The organism is Niastella sp. sgz303648, from assembly GCF_059587045.1.
Genome location: NZ_JCAPSW010000011.1, coordinates 158,679 through 178,387 on the forward strand (window position 1 = coordinate 158,679; position 19,709 = coordinate 178,387).

Consider the following 19,709-nt stretch of genomic DNA (forward strand, 5'->3'; position numbering starts at 1 on the left):
TTAATAGCGTGTAATCAATGCCATTCGTTCATATTCTTTCAACATATCATTTTCTATTATTACTACTTCGCCGTTTTTTTCCAGTACCAGTGCTATAATGGAATTTACTGCATCGGGCACCAAACGGTGCGATTTTTTGGGAGGATGCAGGTATAATTGATAGTCATCTTTATTTTTAATAAACCCTGTAACAGAAAGATCCTTTTCTACCAAAAGCCTGAACCCTCTTCCTTCAGGCTTTTTCCAGTTGTAAAGGATCGGTTCTTCTATCGGGCGAAAGTCTGTGAGTAGGAACAATCACAGAAATACAAATATTCCCTTTTTCTTTTTGTAACAAAGGAAGTTCGTCTGCTGTAAATTTTTCTTTTTTCATACCATACATAATTTTATAATGATTTACCAGGCTTCAATGTCACTATCGGTATGCTTATGCAGTTCGGGTAAAATCAGCAATGGGATCGGGCTTTCAAAAATCATAGAGCGGGTTGTACTTTTATAAAACCATCTTTCCAGCAAGGCATGTTTGTGAGGCAATATTGCCAGCAGGTTTATTTTGTACCCGGCAATAAAATCATTTAATGCCTGAGGTATATCTTTTCCTTCAATGCATTCATACACCGGGTCAAGTGTTCGTACCATCCTTTTTATTTTAAAGGGAGGATTCAATACTTCATAGGCTTCCTGGAACTGGTTTTTTGTTATTCGCACCAGGTATAACTTTGCATGAAATCTTTCTCCTATTTCACGTAATATATCCAGCAAATGTGGATCACTATTGGGTGCTGCATCACTTTCATTAGCCAATGCTATTGCCGATATATTGATAAATGAAGTTTCTTCCGGTACTACCAGCAAAGGAACGGGTAGCGTTTTTACCAATGCTGTAACTGTACTACCAAAAAAACGGCGAATAGCGGCGCCTGTTTTTTTCATACCGGTAATTATGATATCGGCCTTATTTTCATTAACGGCCTGTAGAATGCACCTGGCTGCAATACCTGGCCTGGAAATGATTTCAACAGATATTTCATTTCCCACTGTAAGTGCCTTTTTTTCATCTTCCAGTTGGCGCTGAACCCGGATTCCCATTTCTTCCAAAGTAAGCACCGGAATTTCTGATACCGGAACAGGCATCTGTTCATAAGCGCTGAACAATATTAACCGGGCATTAAATGCTTTGGCTAACTCTGCTGCATATAAGGTGGCATTATGTGCAGCATCTGAAAAATCGGTGGCAACCAGAATGGTTTTCATAATATGCTTTCTTCAAAGCTACCAGCTATTACAGGGGGCTTTCAATGATGGGCATCATTACCCTATATGATAAACCTCATTAAGTAACCGCCTGGTAGGGAAATTGCATTAAGTTCAGGAAGATAGGGTGATCCCTTTTTTTGTTGGTACAGAAAATATCATGATTATTCGTTGTTCTTTTTTTACGGATTCTATTAACAACCATTGTTTCAATTGTAATTCAAAGTATTAATAAGCATTTTAGTGGAAATTCTTCGGCGGAAACTATCTTTTTAAAATACACCTTTTGTGTTTTTTACATAGCAGGTAACGGGGATCGCCCAACCGGTTTTATGTGCAAATATCATAGGCCATTATGATAGGGATCATTTTCATTGTCTTTTTATTTTGATAGATTGAGAATATAATTTTTTTATGATAGGACCAGCATTACTGACCAGCCCGGGTACCATTGCACACAACCTCCAGGATTATGAATCGTGTTGCCGTTCATTTAACTGGCAATATGAAAGAAATCATCTTAATGGCCTTCCTGAAAATAAAGGATTGAACATAGCTTATGAAGCGGTTGAACGTCATGCAAAAGATGAACTGGCAAATACAATTGCGCTAAGATGGATCCGCAAAGACCTGAGCACGCAGGATTTTTCTTATATCGCTTTACAACAACTTAGCTCGCGCTTTGCGAATGTGTTGGTGAATATAGGGATTAAAAAAAGCGACAGGGTTTTTACACTATCCGGACGTATTCCTGAATTGTACATTGCTGCATTGGGAACACTTAAGACTACTGCGGTGTTTTGTCCTTTGTTTTCGGTGTTTGGCCCTGAACCTGTATTTCAACGGTTGAGCAGGGGGGATGCAAAAGTGCTGGTAACAACCAGAGCCTTATTTGAAAAAAAGGTGAAGCAACTGCTACTCAGATTACCTTCCCTGCAATTTGTTTTATTAACCGATGAAGAAAGGCATATTGATAAAAAGGTGTTATCGCTTCCCTGGTTAATGGAAGAAGCATATGATGAATTTTTTATTCCGGCTACAGATCCTGAAGACCCTGCATTACTACATTTCACCAGTGGTACCACAGGTATGCCCAAAGGCGCCCTGCATGTGCATAATGCTGTACTAATGCATTACATGACCGGCAAAAACGTGCTCGATTTACAAAAAGGTGATATTTTTTGGTGTACAGCTGATCCGGGATGGGTAACGGGAACTTCATATGGAATTATTGCGCCATTGGTTTGTGGTGTAACCAATATAATTGATGAAGAAGAGTTTGATGCCGTTCGCTGGTATTCTATTTTGGAAAAACATAAAGTAAATGTGTGGTATACTGCTCCTACAGCTATCCGCAGGCTGATGCGTATGAATATAAAACCACGTGAAAGTTATAATCTGCAATCGCTTAAATTAATCTGCAGCGTTGGAGAACCTTTACATGCAGAGGCTGTGCTATGGGGCGAAAAAACATTTGGCATGCCTATACTCGACAACTGGTGGCAAACAGAAACAGGGGGCATTATGATCGCCAATTTTCCATCTATGAAAGTAAAGCCGGGTTCGATGGGTAAACCGTTACCCGGCACAGAAGCAGCTATTGCCGAAGTGACTGATGAAGCTATTAACATTATTACAGAGCCTGGTAAACAGGGGCATCTGGTATTGAAACAAGGTTGGCCTTCTATGTTCCGGGCCTATCTGCATGATGAGGAGCGATATAAAAAGTGTTTCAGGGGCGAATGGTACATCACCGGCGACCTGGCAAAAAAAGATGCTGATGGCTATTATTGGTTTGTGGGCCGTTCAGACGACATTATTAAAACATCCGGTCACATGGTAGGCCCATTTGAAGTGGAAAGCACATTAATGGAGCATGTGGCTGTTGCCGAAGCAGCTGTTATTGGCAAACCCGATCCTGTGATCGGCGAAATAGTTAAGGCGTTTATTGTACTGAAACATGGTTTCACCGGTAATGAAAAAGTTCAACTGGATATACTTGGTTATGCCCGGCAGAAACTGGGACCTGCTGTAGCACCTAAGGAAATTGCTTTTGCAGATGAATTACCCAAAACACGAAGTGGTAAAATATTGCGCCGGCTTTTGAAAGCAAGAGAATTAGGTTTGCCCGAAGGCGATATTTCAACACTTGAACAATCCTGACTATAATGGAAAATATATCCGCCATACAATCTATACCAATCATTGATCGTTCGCATGGCCTGGATCTTCTTTCCCAGATGATGCTGGCCAGGCGATTTGAAGAAAAGGCTGCAGAGTTATATACCAAAATGAAAATACGCGGCTTTCTGCATTTATATGTTGGGGAAGAAGCCGTAGCGGCAGGCATAATGCAGGCATTAACACCTGATGATAATATTTTTAGCACCTACCGTGAACATGGTCATGCCCTTGCCCGGGGTATTGATGCCGGTGCAATTATGGCCGAAATGTATGGAAGGGTAGAAGGATGTAGCCGCGGAAGGGGTGGTTCTATGCATTTATTCGATGCAGGTAAAAAGTTCTATGGGGGCAATGCGATTGTGGCGGGTCATCTACCCATAGCTGTTGGAATGGCCCTGGCTTCCAAAAAACAAAATAAGAACAATATTACCTGCTGCATTTTTGGTGATGGCGCTGTTGCAGAAGGCGCGTTTCATGAAACGATGAACCTGGCAGCTTTATGGAGTGTACCCTTACTGATGGTTTGCGAAAATAATTTATATGCGATGGGTACAGCCATCCGCTATTCACACGCTGTAAAGGAGCTTGAGAAAAAAGGAACGGCCTATGGTATCGAATCGGTGGCTGTAAATGGGATGGATGTTCTGGAAGTGGAAAAAGCTGCCCATGAGGCAGTGGGAAAAATACATAAAACAGGTCGGCCTTTTTTCCTTGTTTGCAATACCTACCGGTTTCGTGCACACTCTATGTTTGATGCTGAGCTATACCGCGAAAAAAGTGAGGTAGATGAATGGAAAGAGAAAGATCCTATTCCTGCTTTGCAAAAAAAATTAATGGAACTACAGTTGATAACACAAGATGATCTTAAACAACTTGATCAAAAAGTTGAAAGTGATGTGCAAAGGGCTGTTGATTTTGCAGAAGCCGGAACATGGGAGCCGGTTTCGGAGTTAACCAGATTTGTTTATAGTGAGACAAAATGAAAATGTATGTCTACAATTGTTCATTTTGATATCAGTGCCGATGATCCTGAACGGGCAAAAAAGTTTTATGAATCGTTATTTGGATGGAAGATTCAATTGCTGCCCGGCCCCATGAATTATTACCTGATCGAAACAAAAGATTGGTTTGGAAATAAAGGAGTAGGAGGAGGAATAGCAAAAAGAGAAAATTCGCAACAGACCGGCATTGTCAATTTTATTGGCGTTTTATCTGTTGATGAAATGATAAAAAGGGTAATTAATATGGGCGGAAAAGTCATAGGGCCAAAACAGGCAGTTCAGGGATGGGGATGGCTGGCAGTATGCACAGATACTGAAAATAATCGTTTTGGTTTGTTTCAGGAAGATAAAGAAGCACATTGAAACAATATCCCATAATAAAAATAAAAAATTATGGAAAACAAACATTATTGCCAGAGCTGCGGCATGCCGCTTGATGATCCTGAATTGCGTGGTATTGAAAAAGATGGTTCAAAAAGTAATGAGTATTGCAAATACTGTTACCAGCAGGGAGCATTTACTGATCCCGGCATGACCTGGCGTAAAATGAAGGAAAATGTTATTCAACAAATGGAAAAGGAAAAAGTACCGGAAGATATAATAGAAACGACTGTAAGCAGATTGCAGTATTTAAAACGGTGGCGTAATAAAGAATCAATTCTTTGATGTTTTGTGCTTGCAGGGCACTTGTTTAAACAGTGTACAATATGATCAATGGAAACAGCACTATAAAAATCACTTATCGCGAAGCGCTTAAACAGGGTATCCGCGATGCTTTACAAAAAGATGAAAAGGTTTTTTTGATGGGCGAGGATGTAGGTCGCTACGGAGGCGCTTTTGCGGTTAGCAAAGGTTTGCTGCAGGAGTTCGGTCCTGAACGGATCATGGATGTGCCTTTGTCGGAAAACGGATTTGTAGGCGCCGGTATAGGGGCCGCTCTTGGAGGTATGCGTCCTGTTGTGGAAGTTATGACAGTGAATTTCAGTTTGCTGGCCATGGACCAGATTGTAAACAATGCGGCCACCTTGTTGCATATGTCGGGCGGTCAGTTAAATGTGCCTGTTGTAATACGAATGAGTTGTGGCACCGGTCGGCAACTGGCAGCGCAACATTCTCACAGCTGGGAGCCTTTATTTGCTCATATACCTGGGCTTAGAGTGTTGTCGGCCGGTACGCATGAAGATGCCCGTGGTATGCTGCTCATGGCATTGCAAAGCCCTGATCCGGTTATTATTTTTGAATATACAGCCATGTTAAATATGGAGAAGGAAATTCAGGCCAATGCTGGTATTGTAAATATTTCAAAGGCCGCTATAAAAAATAAGGGAAAAGATATTTCCATTATAACGTATGGAGCCGGAGTATATAAAGCCCTGGATGCGGCAATAGAATTAGCAACGATGGGCATAGAAGCAGAAGTGGTTGATTTGCGTGTGCTTCGGCCCCTGGATGCAGAAACAATTTTTGATTCAGTTAAAAAAACGCATCGTGCCTTGCTGGTGGAAGAAGCATGGGGTTCGGTAAATATTACCGCAGAAGTAAGCTCCCGTATTATGGAAAACATTTTTTATGAGCTGGATGCCCCGGTACAACGGCTGTGCGGAGTGGAAGTACCCATGCCATATCCCAAACATCTCGAAGATGCATCCCTGCCGCAGAAAGAAGATATTGTTGGTAACGTAAAAAAGATGCTGCAGCATGATAGAATTTAGCATGCCCAGCCTGGGCGCTGATATGGAAGCTGGAACGCTTCGCGAATGGCTGGTAAAGCCTGGTGATAAAGTGAAGCGCGGGGATATTATTGCCATTGTTGAAACGCAAAAAGGACTAATTGATATTGAAGTATTTGATGAGGGCTTCATTGAAAAGGTATTGATTAAAGAAGATGAAAAAGTTCCGGTAGGTACTGTTATGGCGTTGATTGCAAACGGAAAAGAGCAAACTACCCAACCTATACAACCGACGGTTACTTTACTACGCACGGTAAAAGCCTCACCCCTTGCCAGGCGAATAGCGGCTGAAAAAGGAATTGATTTACTAACAGTTAAAGGAACCGGGGAAGGAGGCGCCATAACAAAAGAAGATATTGAAAAGCTTATTGCAGCAAAAGGGCCTTTAACTACAGAAAAGAAACCAACAGCCACAGAAAGTATTCGCATGGCAGTAGCAGCTGCCATGAGCAGATCGAACCGGGAAATTCCACATTATTATCTGCAAACAAAAATAGATATGAGCAAATCGCTGGTATGGCTTAGTGAAGCAAATAAACAGCGACGTGTTAAACAACGATTGTTACCGGTGGTATTATTGATCAAAGCAGTGGCAAAAGCATTAACAGAAGTGCCGGAATTAAACGGCTATTGGGAAAATGGTTTTCAACAAAAAAGTGAAATAAATATTGGCTTTGCCATTTCATTGCGTACAGGCGGTGTAATGATACCGGCCATTCATAATACCGATAAAAAAACGCCGGATGAGTTAATGGAAGCATTAAATGATATCATTCCCAGGGCAAGGGCTATGAAACTGAAAAGTTCTGAATTAAGCGAATCAACAATTACCATTACCAGCCTTGGCGAAGGAAATGCAGAGTTGGTATATGGGGTCATTTATCCGCCCCAGGTTGCTATTGTTGGTTTTGGAAGTATTACAGAACAACCCTGGGCCGAACACGGTATGCTCGATGTTCGACCGGTAATTACTGTTACGCTCTCTGGTGATCATCGGGCAACAGACGGAACAACAGGCAGCCGGTTGCTTATGGCAATAAATAATCATCTTCAAAAACCGGATATGTTATGACAGAAACGGAAATAAAACAGGTAGTTATAGAATTATTAAAAAAGATTGCTCCGGATACCGAACCGGCGAACTTAAAGCCCGATGAGGATATAAGGCATACACTTGAAATAGATTCTTTTGATGCATTGCAGTTTGTGGTGGCATTGGATGAACATTTTGGCATAGATACACCTGAAGAGGATTACGGAAAAATTACTACGCTTGGAAATTTGGTTAAATATATACAGCAGAAGAAAAGCTGGTAGCTTTTGGGTGTTTTACTTGCCTGACCGGTGTCGTTTTTCATCTCTTTACTTATTGGTAAATTTATAGTCATTATAAACCTATAAGCGAGTGATCATGGAAAAAATATTCAACGGCAAAGTTGCTATTGTTACCGGTGGCAGCTTTGGTATAGGACGAGCTACAGCGGTTGCTTTTGCCCTTCGCGGAGCCAAAGTAGTTATTGCAGACCAGATAGAAGATAAAGAGCATGAAACCATAAAATTGATTAAAGCTGCGGGAGGGGAAGGAATTTTTATTCAATGTGATGTATCGCAAAACAACAATGTAAAAGCGATGGTAGATAAAACGATCGAAACATTTGGCAGTCTGGATTTTGCTTTTAACAATGCAGGTATTGAAGGGGCGATCGCCACCACACAGGAATGCACTGAAGAGAACTGGGACAAAACGATTGGCGTTAACCTGAAAGGAATATGGCTGTGTATGAAGCATGAAATTCCTCATATGCTTCAACAAGGGAATGGGGCAATTGTGAATTGCGCATCGGTAGCCGGACTTATCGGTTTTCCGGGTCTTCCGGCTTACGTGGTGAGTAAACACGGCGTAGTGGGATTAACTAAAACTGCTGCATTGGAAAACGCTAAGCTGGGAATACGCATTAACGCTGTTTGTCCCGGTGTAATTCATACTGATATGATCGATCGTATAACTGGTAAGGATAAGGAGGTAGAAAAACAATATATCAGTATGGAACCGGTAGGCCGTATGGGGAATCCGCAAGAGGTTGCCGAGGCGGTGATATGGTTATGCTCTGATGCTGCTTCATTTGTTACAGGACATTCAATGCCGGTGGATGGTGGATGGATTGCGGGGTAACGCCTTTGACCTTCACCATTCCTCTGATTTTACAACATTTCGGGAGTGGCTGCAATAACCGTTGTTTCTTTCTTTTCGGGTTTCTTTACGATCACACATTCGGTGGTGATAAACATGCCGGCAACAGAAGCGGCAAATTCCAAAGCAAGGCGGCTTACCTTTACCGGATCAATAATACCTGTTTCAAGTAACTGTTCAAATTTTTCGGTTTTGGCATTAAAACCATAATCATTTTCTCCCGACTTCACTTTCTGAACGATCTCTGAGGGTTCAATTTCTGCATTTATTAAAATTCTTTTCAGTGGCTCTTCCAGGGCTTTGCGCAAAATTTCCAACCCTGTTCTTTCATCATCATTAGCACAGTCTGCTTTGTCTAATTCGGGTAAACAGCGTAAATAAGCTACTCCGCCGCCTGGTACGATTCCTTCTTCCATAGCTGCCCTGGTGGCATTTAAAGCATCATCTACAATATCTTTTTTTATATTTAGTTCAATTTCTGAAGAAGCGCCTACAAAAACTATCGCTACGCCGCCTGCTAATTTTGCCAGCCTTTCATGCAATTTTTCTTTGTCATAGTCGGATGTAGTTGTTTTTAACTGTTCTTTGATCATAGCAATAGCAGCGTTAATACTTTTTTTGTCGCCTGCGCCTCCTACAATAGTAGTTTTATCTTTTGTTATAATTATTTTAGCGCATCTGCCAAGGTGTGTGATATCGGCATTTTCGAGCTTTATGCCTTTCTCTTCGGTTATTACCGTACCTCCGGTAAGTACGGCAATATCTTCCAGCATTTCTTTACGGTGTTCACCAAACCCTGGTGCTTTTACGGCTGCCACTTTTATAATTCCCCTGAGCTTGTTTACTACGAGTACTGCCAATGCTTCTCCTTCCAGGTCTTCGGCTATTATCACCAATGGCTCATTGGCCTGAGAAATTTTATCCAGCAAGGGTAACATCTCTTTCATTCCCGATATTTTTTTATCGTAGATAAGAATGTATGGATTTTCATAAACAACATTCATTTTTTCGGGATTGGTAATAAAATAGGGAGATAGATAACCTCTGTCAAACTGCATTCCTTCCACCACTTCAACATAGGTTTCAAAACCTTTGGCTTCTTCAATGGTAATAACTCCTTCTTTTCCGGCTTTACGCATGGCATCGGCTATCAGTTTTCCTATTTCGGTGTTATTACCTGCCGAAATGGTAGCCACCTGTTCAATACGGGCACTATCGGTACTTACAGCAATAGCCATTTCTTTTAGTTTGGATTTTACCAGTTGCACCCCCTTATCTATACCTTTTTTTATATCCATCGCATTAATTCCGGCTTCTACTTTTTTCAAACCCGCATCGATCATAGTTTGTGCCAATAGGGTAGCGGTGGTTGTACCATCACCAGCTGCTTCGGCAATACGCACCGCCGCATCCCGTATCATCTTTACACCCATTTCTTCAACGGGGTCTTCAAGTTCAATTTGTTTGGCCACGGTTACGCCATCGCACGACATTTGCGGCGAACCATCCATTTTCTCAAAAACCACATTTTTTCCTCGTGGGCCTAATGTAATTATTACGGCTTTTGCCAGCCTGTCTACCCCGTTCTTTAATTTTTTACGGGCATCGAGTTCATAATCTATTTGCTTGGCCATAATGATTCTTTTTTAATTTTATTGAAAAAAATAAATCTGCTTTAATCCATTTTATATCAACCGGTTTAATGATCAGACATCTCCCTCCTGTAAGTTATCGAATGAACAAACCTATTTTACTGACTGTGATCAATACAACATATGACAATAGATATTGAAAAAATATGAAGGGATTTGATTCATATCGTAGTTTTTTAAAAAAAACAGGCCACGAAACGAATGAAAATCATATACAGGATGAACAGGTATCATTGTTTTTATAATGATTTCTATGCAAATTGATAATAAAAAAGTGGATACAATTATACTTTCTGATAATGCACTTAAAGTGCTGCAGCAACGCTATCTGCGAAAAACTAATAGAGATGAATTTGCCGAAACCCCTTCGGGTTTGTTCAGGAGGGTTGCTAAAGCTGTGGCAGGGGCAGAAAAATATTGGGATGTTACCGGTGATGCATTTAAATGGGAAAATATTTTTTACGATATATTAAGCCGGCTTTTATTTCTTCCGAATACACCTACTTTGATGAATGCCGGTACAAATCTGAAACAGTTAAGTGCCTGCTTTGTATTGCCGGTAGAGGACTCGATGGAAGCCATTTTCACCACTTTGAAGCAAGCTGCTCTCATACAACAAAGCGGGGGAGGAACGGGCTTTAATTTTTCACACCTGCGACCGCGAAACGATTTTGTTTCGGCAACAGGCGGCATTGCTTCCGGTCCTATTTCATTTATGAAAATTTTTGATGCCGCAACTGAACATATCAGACAGGGTGGGAAACGCAGAGGCGCTAACATGGGTATCCTCAATATCGACCATCCTGATATTGAAGAATTTATTTATTGTAAACAGCAGGAAGGCGTTCTAAGAAACTTTAATATTTCAATAGGCATTACTGATGCATTTATGAAAGCAGTGGAAAAAGATGAAAACTGGCAATTAAAGCATCCCGCTAATAAAAATACGGTAGAAGTAATGCCTGCAAAGAAATTGTGGGATGCTATTGTTGAAAACGCGTGGGGCAGCGGAGATCCCGGACTAATTTTTTTAGATACTATAAATGCCTGTAATCCTACCCCAGGCTTAGGGCAGATAGAAGGCACCAATCCCTGTGGTGAAGTACCATTGCTGCCTTATGAAGCTTGTAATTTGGGTTCAATTAATTTGCCAAAATTTGTACAACAGCAAAAAGATGGCAATGAGGTTAATTGGACGGATATGGAAAGAGTAATCAAAATTGCCATTCGGTTTTTAGACAACGTAATTGAAGTCAATAACTATTTCGTTCCCGAAATAAAATCAATGGTACTGGGCAACAGGAAGATCGGGTTAGGCGTAATGGGCTGGGCCGACATGCTGGCATTGCTGGAAATTCCCTATGATACGGAAGAAGCCATAAGACTGGCCGGAAAATTAATACACTTTATACATGAAAAAAGTTTTGAAGCATCTGCCGGGCTGGCCAGGCAACGGGGCGTTTTCAAAAACTGGGAAGGGAGTATTTATTATCCAAACAAACCTATTCGTAACGCAACCCTGATAAGTATTGCCCCCACAGGCACAATTTCCATTATTGCCGATGCGTCTTCTTCTATCGAACCATTATTTGCATTGGTTTATCGCAGGGAACACATACTAAATGAGGAAAGCCTGGTTTCAATGAACCATCACTTTATCAATTATTTAAAAGCACATGATTTATATACTGACAGGATCATTGAACAGGTTATGAATGAAGGTGTTGCTAAAAATTTGAAAGACTTATCACCTGATGTAAAAAATATTTTTAAAACATCTCTTGAAATTAAACCTGAATGGCATTTGGCGCATCAGGTTGCTTTTCAGCAATATACAGATAATGCTGTTTCCAAAACCATCAACCTTCCGGAAAAGGCCACATTACAGGACGTTGACCACATTTATAAAGCAGCCTGGCGTCAAAAATTAAAAGGTATTACTATATTCCGCTATAATTCTAAAAGAAACCAGGTTTTGAAATGCGGTGTAATGAATGTAATGTGTAACCCTTAGTAAATAAGGCATAATTCTGAAAGTCAGTACAGGTGCTGATTTTGATCATTTTTTTGTTTCAACATACTAAGTAAATTCGATTATTATGATATTTCCCTCCCTATAAATTCTACATGGCTATATTGTAAGCTTTGGGTTATAATTCCACATTTGAAGAACATTCGCAAAAAAGATGCTTCTAATTTATTTGTAACCTTAAAAATTTACACAATGAAAAACGATATCCAGATTCAGAACGATGTGATTGATCAGCTTAAATGGGAACCCGATTTAAATGCGGCGGAAATAGGTGTAGCTGTTAAAAACGGAATAGTTACGCTTTCGGGTATAGTAGATACTTATTCAAAAAAAATTACAGCAGAAGATGCTGCCAAAAAAGTAGCCGGTGTAAAAGCTGTTGCAGAAGATATTCAGGTAGGTGTTTCTCCCAGCTTTCGCAAAACAGATACCGAAATTGCAGAAGCTGTAGTATTTGCATTAAAGTGGAATACCACAATACCTGAGCAAACCATTAAAGTAAAAGTTGAAGATGGTATAGTTTCGCTCGACGGGGAGGTGGAATGGAATTATCAGCGTAATTCAGCCGAAAGTGCTGTTGAAAAACTGGCCGGTGTGCGAAGTATAAACAATTATATAAAATTAAAACCGGTTGTAAGACCCGGTAACATAAAACAAAAAATTTCAGATGCATTTATACGTAGTGCAACCATAGATTCTGGTAAAATTTCTGTTACAACCGATGGGGTAGTAGTGACACTCAACGGAACAGTACGCTCTTTTGCCGAACGCGAAGATGCCGAAAAAGCCGCCTGGTCGGCGCCAGGCGTAGCCAGTGTGGTAAACAACCTCGTAATGGAAGAAGAAGCTTTTGCTTTTTAGTCTGAAGCCGGAAGTCTGAGGTAAGAAGTAAGACAATCATACTTCTTACCTCAGATCAAATAATTTTGTGACACGGCTTCTCTATTTGAAATTCCCGCCTTAATGTTTAAGGCCGGGCCTCCTGTATTATTTTGTAAAAAAAAAGAAAAGCGGAATTTTTCAACCCCGCTATTCCGTCCGGATGCTACTTCAAAACCTTTTTACAATTTCGAAATAGTCAACCAGTCTCGACTTTAATATGTATTAAAATCTGGTATGAAGGTACAGCAATGAGCCCCTTATAAAAATGACCACAATTGCCATCTTCATTGACTCTTATCATTGTTTATTTAAATTTTTGGGGTAAAATCATATCAGCTCCTGAAAAAAATCATGTTTTAAGGAAATGTAAAAAATAAACTTTGTTGAATCTTTCCCGGATCCGTTCCTGTTTAAATTCAGTTATTACCCCGAAGCCATGCAGTCTTACCTTATGGCATACCCAATTATTCATTCTTAAACTTCTTAAACATGAAAAAGATTTTGGTTGTCGAAGACAACATGCAGATGCTGGAAAATATAGCAGAAATCTTAGTGTTGGCAAATTACAAAATATTCACTGCAGGAGACGGAAAAGCAGGCGTTGAAACTGCTTTTAAAGAAAATCCCGATTTGATCATTTGCGATATTATGATGCCGATTTTAGATGGATATGGGGTATTGCATTTGTTGAAAAAAAATATAGCTGTACGTAATACTCCATTTATTTTTTTAACGGCGAAAGCAGACAGGGCTGAAATGCGGAAGGGTATGGAATTGGGCGCCGACGATTATATAACCAAACCTTTTGAAGAAACGGAACTGCTGAATGCTATTGATACCCGGTTGAAAAAAGCAGATATGGCAAAACACGATTCTGCAGACGAAACAGATATAACAGACTTCCTGCGGGCCGATAATGAAAGAGAAGTAATGCAATTGCTGGTTGAAAACAGGGATATCAATATTTATAAAAAGAAGCAGATCATTTATTCGGAAGGAAACCGGCCCTTGCGCCTGTTTTATATAAAAAAGGGGAAAGTGAAAACATTTAGAACCAACCAGGATGGAAAGCAGTTGATAACCGGCTTATATAACGAAGGCGATTTTTTGGGTTATGTGCCATTAATGGAAGGCACGGTTTACCGCGAAATGGCTGAAGCTATTGAACAGGCTGAACTGGCGATCATTCCAAAAGAAGATTTTCAGGAGCTCTTGAATTGCAGCCGGGAAGCTGTGAAGAAATTTACAATGATGCTTACTCAAAATATATATCAAAAAGAACAACTGCTGATTGGAATGGCCTATAATTCACTGCGCAAGAAAGTAGCCGATGCGTTGATCGGTGTATATAGAATTTATAAGGCAGGTATTGATATAAGTCGCCAGAACCTTGCCGCCATTGCCGGAACTGCTACAGAATCAATGATAAGAACGCTGAATGAGTTTAGAAATGAAAAATTAATTGATATTAAAGACGGAATGATAACTATCCTGAACGAGAAAAGACTGGGAAACATGGTGAACTGAAAAAACTCACTTATCGGCACAACTAAAATTAATTAACAATGAAAAAGATATATTTTTTATTAGTTGGCTGCTGGCTTGTTAATCTTTACACAACTTTCTTTCGCGCAGGATAAAGGCAGGCTGAATGCAAAATCAGCCACTAAAGCCAAAGGATATTCCATCATTAATGCCGGCGAAACCATTATTGTCCATAAGTACATACATCATGCACACGCACCGAAAGAAGCGGAGAAATATGCACCAAAGTATTTTTTACGACCAGTACTTCTGATGTATTACAGCCTCTGACGATAGATAACCTGAAAAAGCATTCCCCAATAATCATCCTTTTCACGATGCATTAGATGCTACCTTTAAAGAAGATAAAGAACTTATTACTTATGATGGTTTTCATAAAATGTATATAGTGAACTGGCTTTTGAAACAACATTCATAAAAAAACAGCCCTTTTGCATCTGGCAACGGAGGCTGTTTTTAATTTCAGTAGAAGCAACAATGCCAATAATCAATGGGCACCCACCGTTTATTATAACAGGGTTCCGGATTATTTTAATAGATATAATGATTATCCTGGAATTCCCTTTGATGTAATCATTCCTTTATTTGCAACTTTAAATAATATTTTTACTATTTCATCAGAAGGAGCATCTTTAGCTATAAATCCATCTGCCCCAATTTGTTTAGTTTTATTAATATAAGCTGGATCAATGTGCATTGAAAAGAACAAAATTTTTATGTTGGGCCAGTTTTTTTTCAGTTGTATAGCTGTTTCAAATCCATCCATTACTGGCATATTTATATCCAGCAGGCAAATGTCAGGAGGGGTAGATGCTGCTATTTTAGCAAGAAATACTTTGCCATTTTCAGCCTCCATTACCACTTTAAATCCAAGTAGTGTAAGTCTAAAATTAAATGTCTGGCGTATTAACTCATGATCATCTACAATTGCAATGGTAGCAGCTAATGTGTTTTTCATAACTATAATTCAATTATAAATTATAAAAACGGAACTGTTGTTAAAATAATTTTCAATCTGACTACTTTTAAAGATTTCACTAACGTCTATATTTTTCACGGTAAAATACCGTCAAGAAAGATTTGAAATCCATTTGCTCACCAAAGGGTTAAGATTAGTACCGGTAATTTTCCGGTACGGATAGAAAATTATCACAGGGTACGGAAAGAGTCGGCGTAAATTTTATTACCTAATTGTTCTATGTCAAGATATATTTCTTGAACAAGTTTCATCAGCGTCCTGACTCAACTAATGAGTTAATTATATTTTTGTTTACGCCTCACCTATATGATAATTCCTTGCCACTTGCTTCACCATTTCCTCTGTCAGGGGCTTTTCAAAATATTCTATCACCTTTTTATAAGCAAATGCTTTTTGCTTATCTTCGATCCTACTGGAACTACTAAGCATTACTATTTTTACTTTTTTACAGACATTCATTTTCTCCAGGCTGTCTAAAAATTCAAAACCATCCATCCGTGGCATGCGGATGTCAAGAAAGATGATATCAGGACACCATTTTTCGCTCAACCGCTCACAGGCCATTAGTCCATCTTCCGCTATAGCTATTTCTTTGGCAGCTTGTATATCTGTTAGTAAAACCTGAGAAAGATAAATGGTAGCTTCATCATCATCTACCAGTAAAATTTTGTTAAAGGGTTGCATGGCCTAAATAGATTTTAAAAGTTGTTCCCTGGTTAACCTTGCTTTCGACTATGATTTTTCCTTCGTAAGATTTGACGATTGAATGAACTATATATAGCCCGATACCCATGCCTTCACAGTAATGCGGTGAATGAAATCGCTGAAATAATCCAAACAGCTTATCTTTATAAGTGTTCATATTAATTCCCAATCCCTGGTCGCTAAATATTAAAATGGAATAATGATTTTCCTGACTCGTTCGAATATCAATGACAGGAGGCTGCCCTTCTTTTTTATACTTAATGGCATTGGTGAGCAGGTTTTGAAGAATGCTTTTAAGGTGAATAAAAGGGAACCGTATATATGGACAACCGGTAAAGTTCGCTTCAATAATTGCTTGCGAAGTGTTAATTAATTCATGTAACTCAATCTTGACTTCTTCCAAAACCTCCCCGAAGTTTAATGTCTCTTTTGGAATTTCCAGTGTCTTTCTGAATGCGATTACCTGGTTTAAGGCATTGTTTGTTTTTTGCATCTGCCAGGTTGATTTTTTTAACAGGACAAATAAATCCAGGCATTCCTCTTTTACGGCTTTTTGCCTGTCCATTAAATTAATAATACCAGTCAGATTTGAAATGGGTGATTTCATGTCATGGGAACAGAGATAACCAAACTCCTCCAATTGTTTGTTAGAACTTTCCAGTTTTCTGTTATATTCTTCCAGCCTTTTTTTCTGTTCCATTTCTGCCTGAGCATATGCCAGTTCCTTGTTTTTTTGCTCCAATAATTCAGTTGCTCGTCTGCGCTCTGTTATATTCGATAGTAATGAACGGACGCGGGTGACCAGTTCATCAGGATGAAAAGGCTTAAAAAGATATTCATCTGCTTTTGCTTCCCAACCTTTCAACATTGCTTCCCGATGTGTGAGGGCAGTAAGCAACACTACGGTAATGGTAGCCGTTTGAGGATTGGATTTAATAGCCTCGCAGACCTCTATTCCGTCTTTTTGGGGCATCATCACATCGGAAATCACCAGGTCTGGCGACCATGTTTCTACATACCCAAGCCCTTCCAGGCCATTCTTTGCAATTTGGGTTTGACAAATACCCCTCAGTAAGGAAACAATATAGGCAGCCAGTTCCTCATTATCTTCACATACCAGCACTTTTAAAAGGGTGCTATCGTCTTTGCCTTCAGATTCGCTGTCATGTACACCAGCAATGGAATATTGTGGAATGAATGCAGGAGGTTTTGCCGGTTGATGCTTTTTTTGAGGTGCAGCCTCAGTAATGGGAGCCAGGCATTCAATGGTAAAAGTACTTCCCTCGCCTGGGCTGCTGGCAACCGTAACCGAACCGCCTAATAATTCGGCAAACTCCTTAACCATTGCAAGCCCCAGTCCGGTGCCTTCAAAGCGGCGGGTGGACGAACCTTCTACCTGGCGAAATTTTTTAAACAGGTGAGGTATATCAGTTTCGGCAATGCCAATGCCGGTATCCTGTACAGACAATAAAAGCCGGTCATTGTTGATATTCATATCAACCATTACCTGCCCAGCTGAAGGAGTGAATTTTACTGCATTGGATAAGAGGTTAAATAAAATTCGTTCAAACAGGTAATGATCCATCATTACCCATTGCTCAGTAGTATTCATCATACAGGAGATCGTAATATTTTTCTCCTTCGCCAACGGTTCAAAATCATGCACCACTGAAGTTATGAGTGAAGAAAGATGCATAGGCTCCCGGTCCGCTTTCATTTTCCCGGCCTCAAATTTTGCAAAATCAAGCAGGCCTGTAACCATTTGCAACAACCGGATGGCGTTATTGTGAATAGTATGTAATAGGGGTAATTGCAAGGGCGATACCGTTCCATATTTGCCGGAAAGAATTGATTCCAGTGGAGCAAGTATTAATGACAAAGGGGTACGTAACTCATGAGATACGTTTGCAAAAAAATCATTTTTTACACGTTCTGCTTCGCGTAGCTTTTGATTGGTTTCCTGTACCTGTTGCGCCCGCAGAAATATCTCAGTTTCCATCTGTTCAGCCTTTGTTTTCAATTCTTCAGTGAGCTTGTGTTGCTCTGTTCCCTGCTTTTTCAAACGAACAAATTCCGTGACATCTTCTACACGATGGATAATATACTCAACGTCGCCCTTTGCATCCAATACCGGGGAGTTATGCGGGCTCCAGTATCGTTCTTCAAAACCGCCTCCTTCCGAATCGGGGCGAGCGATATCATATTTCTGAACCGCCATAGCATCCGACGCTTTGTTTTGAAGTACCCTTTTTAAAGATGCCCGCAGGTTACCAACACCGGTAGCGGCAGGATCATCGGGGTTATCAGGAAACACTTCAAAAATCCCTTTACCCATAATGACATCGCGCTGTGTCATAGTGGCCCGTAGGTAAGCATTGCTAACAGAAACTATTTCTAACTCCGGAGACAATACGAGGTATAAATTGGGGGCTGACTGGAATAATTTACCAAAATCAGGAGTTGATAATTTAGAGGTTAGGTTTTTCATATCACACTTATTAAAATAATGGGGTTAAGTGTAGTTATTTGCTCCGGAATATTAGAAGCAATTAAAAAACTATTCGTTTAGGGTAAATAGATATGATATGGTACGTAATTGGAGACGTTGCTTTTATAAATGCTGTGTAATTATACCATTATTATCATTTATGCTTCAAGGTTATTTACATTTAAAAAGTAGAAATTAATGGAAAGTATGTATAAAAAGCCGGGTAATCTGATTATCGTTTATTGATCAATTGATTTGTATCAATCATTGAAAAGATATCCATTTGAATCAAGAATACTACCTGTTAAGCCACTATAACGATTCAGGATATTGCTAATCGTAAGTTCAGCCATAAATGCATTCAGTAGCTTATTAATAGAGGGAGTTTGCGTTTGCATGAGCGGGTGATTATATAGATGGCTTTTCAATAATAGATTGATTTCAATGAGAGATGCAAGGAGTGGATTGCGGAATATATTTATTATAGTTAAATAACTCTAACTAACATATTAAATAAACATTTTTGCAAGTAAATGCTCCATGAAATACAATTATAGCTACATGTTTTTAGGTATAACCTATTAAGTTAAGCAAGGAGGTTGGTAATATAGCTTATCAAAAAGTTGTTATTCGGCTCACCATGTTGCTATCTTTACAACATCAAAAATAAATTATGAAAATCAATTAATCCAATGTCTGTGAACTATTGAAAACACGTTGAGAGGTTTAAATGTAAAAAAATCGTCCCCCGCTTTGTGCGGGGGATTTTTATTTTCAAACTTTAACCATTTAGAATAGTGCATTGCAGATAAAAAATGAACGTTCCGTTGATTTTTTCTTTCGCTTTTGTGAAACCCCTTATGCAAGTGACGAATATAAAGGTAAGCGCGTTGAAGCGGCTGCAAACTACATAAATAGAATGGGGATCACTTATAATGATACCCGCTTTTCGGCTATATTCCAGATGAGCAATGTGGGAGATGCATACGGTGATGCCACCAATGCAAAATTAAGCGACGATCCGGCTCCGGGTTACTTACATACCATCTTATAGACATAAGTGCAT

The 19,709-nt window shown here is 39.7% G+C and carries 19 protein-coding genes; 12 read left to right on the plus strand and 7 right to left on the minus strand.

Translation table 11 applies throughout. From position 1 onward, the window contains the following. The 3 genes from AC59IL_RS27600 to AC59IL_RS27610 are packed head-to-tail and all read right to left on the minus strand — an operon-like array spanning position 1 to position 1,254. Positions 1–213 carry a hypothetical protein gene (locus tag AC59IL_RS27600; RefSeq protein ID WP_496555455.1) on the minus strand — a complete coding sequence of 71 codons (213 nt, stop codon included), beginning with the start codon at positions 211–213 and terminating at the stop codon, positions 1–3. Between the two features lie 19 nt (positions 214–232). Next, on the minus strand, positions 233–373 hold the full coding sequence (locus tag AC59IL_RS27605; RefSeq protein ID WP_496555456.1) for a hypothetical protein: 141 nt from the start codon (positions 371–373) through the stop codon (positions 233–235). A gap of 23 nt (positions 374–396) precedes the next feature. Continuing rightward, complete coding sequence (locus tag AC59IL_RS27610) at positions 397–1,254, minus strand: universal stress protein (protein WP_496555457.1); 858 nt, start codon at positions 1,252–1,254, stop codon at positions 397–399. 414 nt (positions 1,255–1,668) lie between these two features. Between AC59IL_RS27610 and acsA the strand changes: the two genes are divergently transcribed. The 8 genes from acsA (at position 1,669) to AC59IL_RS27650 (ending at position 8,342) form a co-directional block, all read left to right on the plus strand. Next, positions 1,669–3,417: an acetate--CoA ligase gene (acsA, locus tag AC59IL_RS27615; protein WP_496555458.1), complete on the plus strand. Its 1,749-nt coding sequence runs from the start codon at positions 1,669–1,671 to the stop codon at positions 3,415–3,417. 5 nt (positions 3,418–3,422) lie between these two features. Next, on the plus strand, positions 3,423–4,421 hold the full coding sequence (gene pdhA, locus AC59IL_RS27620) for a pyruvate dehydrogenase (acetyl-transferring) E1 component subunit alpha (RefSeq protein WP_496555459.1): 999 nt from the start codon (positions 3,423–3,425) through the stop codon (positions 4,419–4,421). 6 nt (positions 4,422–4,427) lie between these two features. Continuing rightward, positions 4,428–4,802, plus strand: a complete 375-nt coding sequence (locus tag AC59IL_RS27625) for a VOC family protein (RefSeq protein WP_496555460.1) — start codon at positions 4,428–4,430, stop codon at positions 4,800–4,802. A 30-nt stretch (positions 4,803–4,832) separates the two neighbouring features. After that, on the plus strand, positions 4,833–5,105 hold the full coding sequence (locus AC59IL_RS27630; protein WP_496555461.1) for a zinc ribbon domain-containing protein: 273 nt from the start codon (positions 4,833–4,835) through the stop codon (positions 5,103–5,105). Between the two features lie 41 nt (positions 5,106–5,146). After that, positions 5,147–6,151, plus strand: coding sequence for an alpha-ketoacid dehydrogenase subunit beta (locus AC59IL_RS27635; protein ID WP_496555462.1), 1,005 nt, complete (start codon positions 5,147–5,149; stop codon positions 6,149–6,151). Continuing rightward, entirely contained in the window at positions 6,138–7,241 is a 1,104-nt protein-coding gene (locus tag AC59IL_RS27640) for a dihydrolipoamide acetyltransferase family protein (protein ID WP_496555463.1), read from the plus strand. The genes AC59IL_RS27635 and AC59IL_RS27640 overlap by 14 nt, the downstream gene beginning before the upstream one ends. Further along, on the plus strand, positions 7,238–7,486 hold the full coding sequence (locus AC59IL_RS27645; protein ID WP_496555464.1) for an acyl carrier protein: 249 nt from the start codon (positions 7,238–7,240) through the stop codon (positions 7,484–7,486). The genes AC59IL_RS27640 and AC59IL_RS27645 overlap by 4 nt, the downstream gene beginning before the upstream one ends. Before the next feature lie 94 nt (positions 7,487–7,580). Beyond that, positions 7,581–8,342: an SDR family oxidoreductase gene (locus tag AC59IL_RS27650; RefSeq protein ID WP_496555465.1), complete on the plus strand. Its 762-nt coding sequence runs from the start codon at positions 7,581–7,583 to the stop codon at positions 8,340–8,342. Positions 8,343–8,371: 29 nt separating this feature from the next. Here the strand turns inward: AC59IL_RS27650 and groL are convergent, their stop codons facing one another. Further along, positions 8,372–9,994: a chaperonin GroEL gene (gene groL, locus AC59IL_RS27655; RefSeq protein WP_496555466.1), complete on the minus strand. Its 1,623-nt coding sequence runs from the start codon at positions 9,992–9,994 to the stop codon at positions 8,372–8,374. 271 nt (positions 9,995–10,265) lie between these two features. Between groL and AC59IL_RS27660 the strand changes: the two genes are divergently transcribed. The 3 genes from AC59IL_RS27660 (at position 10,266) to AC59IL_RS27670 (ending at position 14,453) form a co-directional block, all read left to right on the plus strand. Further along, positions 10,266–12,026: an adenosylcobalamin-dependent ribonucleoside-diphosphate reductase gene (locus AC59IL_RS27660; protein WP_496555467.1), complete on the plus strand. Its 1,761-nt coding sequence runs from the start codon at positions 10,266–10,268 to the stop codon at positions 12,024–12,026. Positions 12,027–12,236: 210 nt separating this feature from the next. After that, positions 12,237–12,905 (plus strand): BON domain-containing protein, encoded by a 669-nt coding sequence (locus AC59IL_RS27665; RefSeq protein ID WP_496555468.1) that lies wholly within the window; start codon positions 12,237–12,239, stop codon positions 12,903–12,905. Positions 12,906–13,415: 510 nt separating this feature from the next. Beyond that, the gene (locus AC59IL_RS27670; RefSeq protein WP_496555469.1) at positions 13,416–14,453 is read left to right on the plus strand and encodes a response regulator; all 1,038 of its coding nucleotides are present in this window, start codon (positions 13,416–13,418) and stop codon (positions 14,451–14,453) included. 565 nt (positions 14,454–15,018) lie between these two features. Here AC59IL_RS27670 and AC59IL_RS27675 read toward each other — a convergent pair. The 3 genes from AC59IL_RS27675 to AC59IL_RS27685 form a co-directional block, all read right to left on the minus strand. Continuing rightward, positions 15,019–15,429, minus strand: coding sequence for a response regulator (locus AC59IL_RS27675; protein ID WP_496555470.1), 411 nt, complete (start codon positions 15,427–15,429; stop codon positions 15,019–15,021). Positions 15,430–15,741: 312 nt separating this feature from the next. Next, the gene (locus tag AC59IL_RS27680) at positions 15,742–16,134 is read right to left on the minus strand and encodes a response regulator (protein WP_496555471.1); all 393 of its coding nucleotides are present in this window, start codon (positions 16,132–16,134) and stop codon (positions 15,742–15,744) included. After that, a complete protein-coding gene (locus tag AC59IL_RS27685) occupies positions 16,121–18,643 on the minus strand; it encodes an ATP-binding protein (protein ID WP_496555472.1) in 2,523 nt (840 codons plus the stop codon). Before AC59IL_RS27685 ends, AC59IL_RS27680 begins: the two co-directional genes overlap by 14 nt. A gap of 919 nt (positions 18,644–19,562) precedes the next feature. On the opposite strand from AC59IL_RS27685, the gene AC59IL_RS27690 reads away from it, so the two are divergent. After that, on the plus strand, positions 19,563–19,697 hold the full coding sequence (locus tag AC59IL_RS27690) for a hypothetical protein (RefSeq protein ID WP_496555473.1): 135 nt from the start codon (positions 19,563–19,565) through the stop codon (positions 19,695–19,697). The last annotated feature ends 12 nt before the right edge of the window (positions 19,698–19,709 follow it).

What these genes read in the sequence shown, in the direction of transcription:
- AC59IL_RS27660 (WP_496555467.1), top strand. Translation starts at nt 10,266, where the DNA reads ATGCAAATTGATAATAAAAAAGTGGATACAATTATACTTTCTGATAAT.
- AC59IL_RS27665 (WP_496555468.1), top strand. Translation starts at nt 12,237, where the DNA reads ATGAAAAACGATATCCAGATTCAGAACGATGTGATTGATCAGCTTAAA.
- AC59IL_RS27650 (WP_496555465.1), top strand. Translation starts at nt 7,581, where the DNA reads ATGGAAAAAATATTCAACGGCAAAGTTGCTATTGTTACCGGTGGCAGC.
- AC59IL_RS27630 (WP_496555461.1), top strand. Translation starts at nt 4,833, where the DNA reads ATGGAAAACAAACATTATTGCCAGAGCTGCGGCATGCCGCTTGATGAT.
- AC59IL_RS27640 (WP_496555463.1), top strand. Translation starts at nt 6,138, where the DNA reads ATGATAGAATTTAGCATGCCCAGCCTGGGCGCTGATATGGAAGCTGGA.
- AC59IL_RS27625 (WP_496555460.1), top strand. Translation starts at nt 4,428, where the DNA reads ATGTCTACAATTGTTCATTTTGATATCAGTGCCGATGATCCTGAACGG.
- groL (WP_496555466.1), bottom strand. Translation starts at nt 9,994, where the DNA reads ATGGCCAAGCAAATAGATTATGAACTCGATGCCCGTAAAAAATTAAAG.
- AC59IL_RS27605 (WP_496555456.1), bottom strand. Translation starts at nt 373, where the DNA reads ATGAAAAAAGAAAAATTTACAGCAGACGAACTTCCTTTGTTACAAAAA.
- AC59IL_RS27645 (WP_496555464.1), top strand. Translation starts at nt 7,238, where the DNA reads ATGACAGAAACGGAAATAAAACAGGTAGTTATAGAATTATTAAAAAAG.
- AC59IL_RS27635 (WP_496555462.1), top strand. Translation starts at nt 5,147, where the DNA reads ATGATCAATGGAAACAGCACTATAAAAATCACTTATCGCGAAGCGCTT.
- AC59IL_RS27675 (WP_496555470.1), bottom strand. Translation starts at nt 15,429, where the DNA reads ATGAAAAACACATTAGCTGCTACCATTGCAATTGTAGATGATCATGAG.
- AC59IL_RS27690 (WP_496555473.1), top strand. Translation starts at nt 19,563, where the DNA reads ATGGGGATCACTTATAATGATACCCGCTTTTCGGCTATATTCCAGATG.
- AC59IL_RS27610 (WP_496555457.1), bottom strand. Translation starts at nt 1,254, where the DNA reads ATGAAAACCATTCTGGTTGCCACCGATTTTTCAGATGCTGCACATAAT.
- AC59IL_RS27685 (WP_496555472.1), bottom strand. Translation starts at nt 18,643, where the DNA reads ATGAAAAACCTAACCTCTAAATTATCAACTCCTGATTTTGGTAAATTA.
- acsA (WP_496555458.1), top strand. Translation starts at nt 1,669, where the DNA reads ATGATAGGACCAGCATTACTGACCAGCCCGGGTACCATTGCACACAAC.
- AC59IL_RS27670 (WP_496555469.1), top strand. Translation starts at nt 13,416, where the DNA reads ATGAAAAAGATTTTGGTTGTCGAAGACAACATGCAGATGCTGGAAAAT.
- pdhA (WP_496555459.1), top strand. Translation starts at nt 3,423, where the DNA reads ATGGAAAATATATCCGCCATACAATCTATACCAATCATTGATCGTTCG.
- AC59IL_RS27680 (WP_496555471.1), bottom strand. Translation starts at nt 16,134, where the DNA reads ATGCAACCCTTTAACAAAATTTTACTGGTAGATGATGATGAAGCTACC.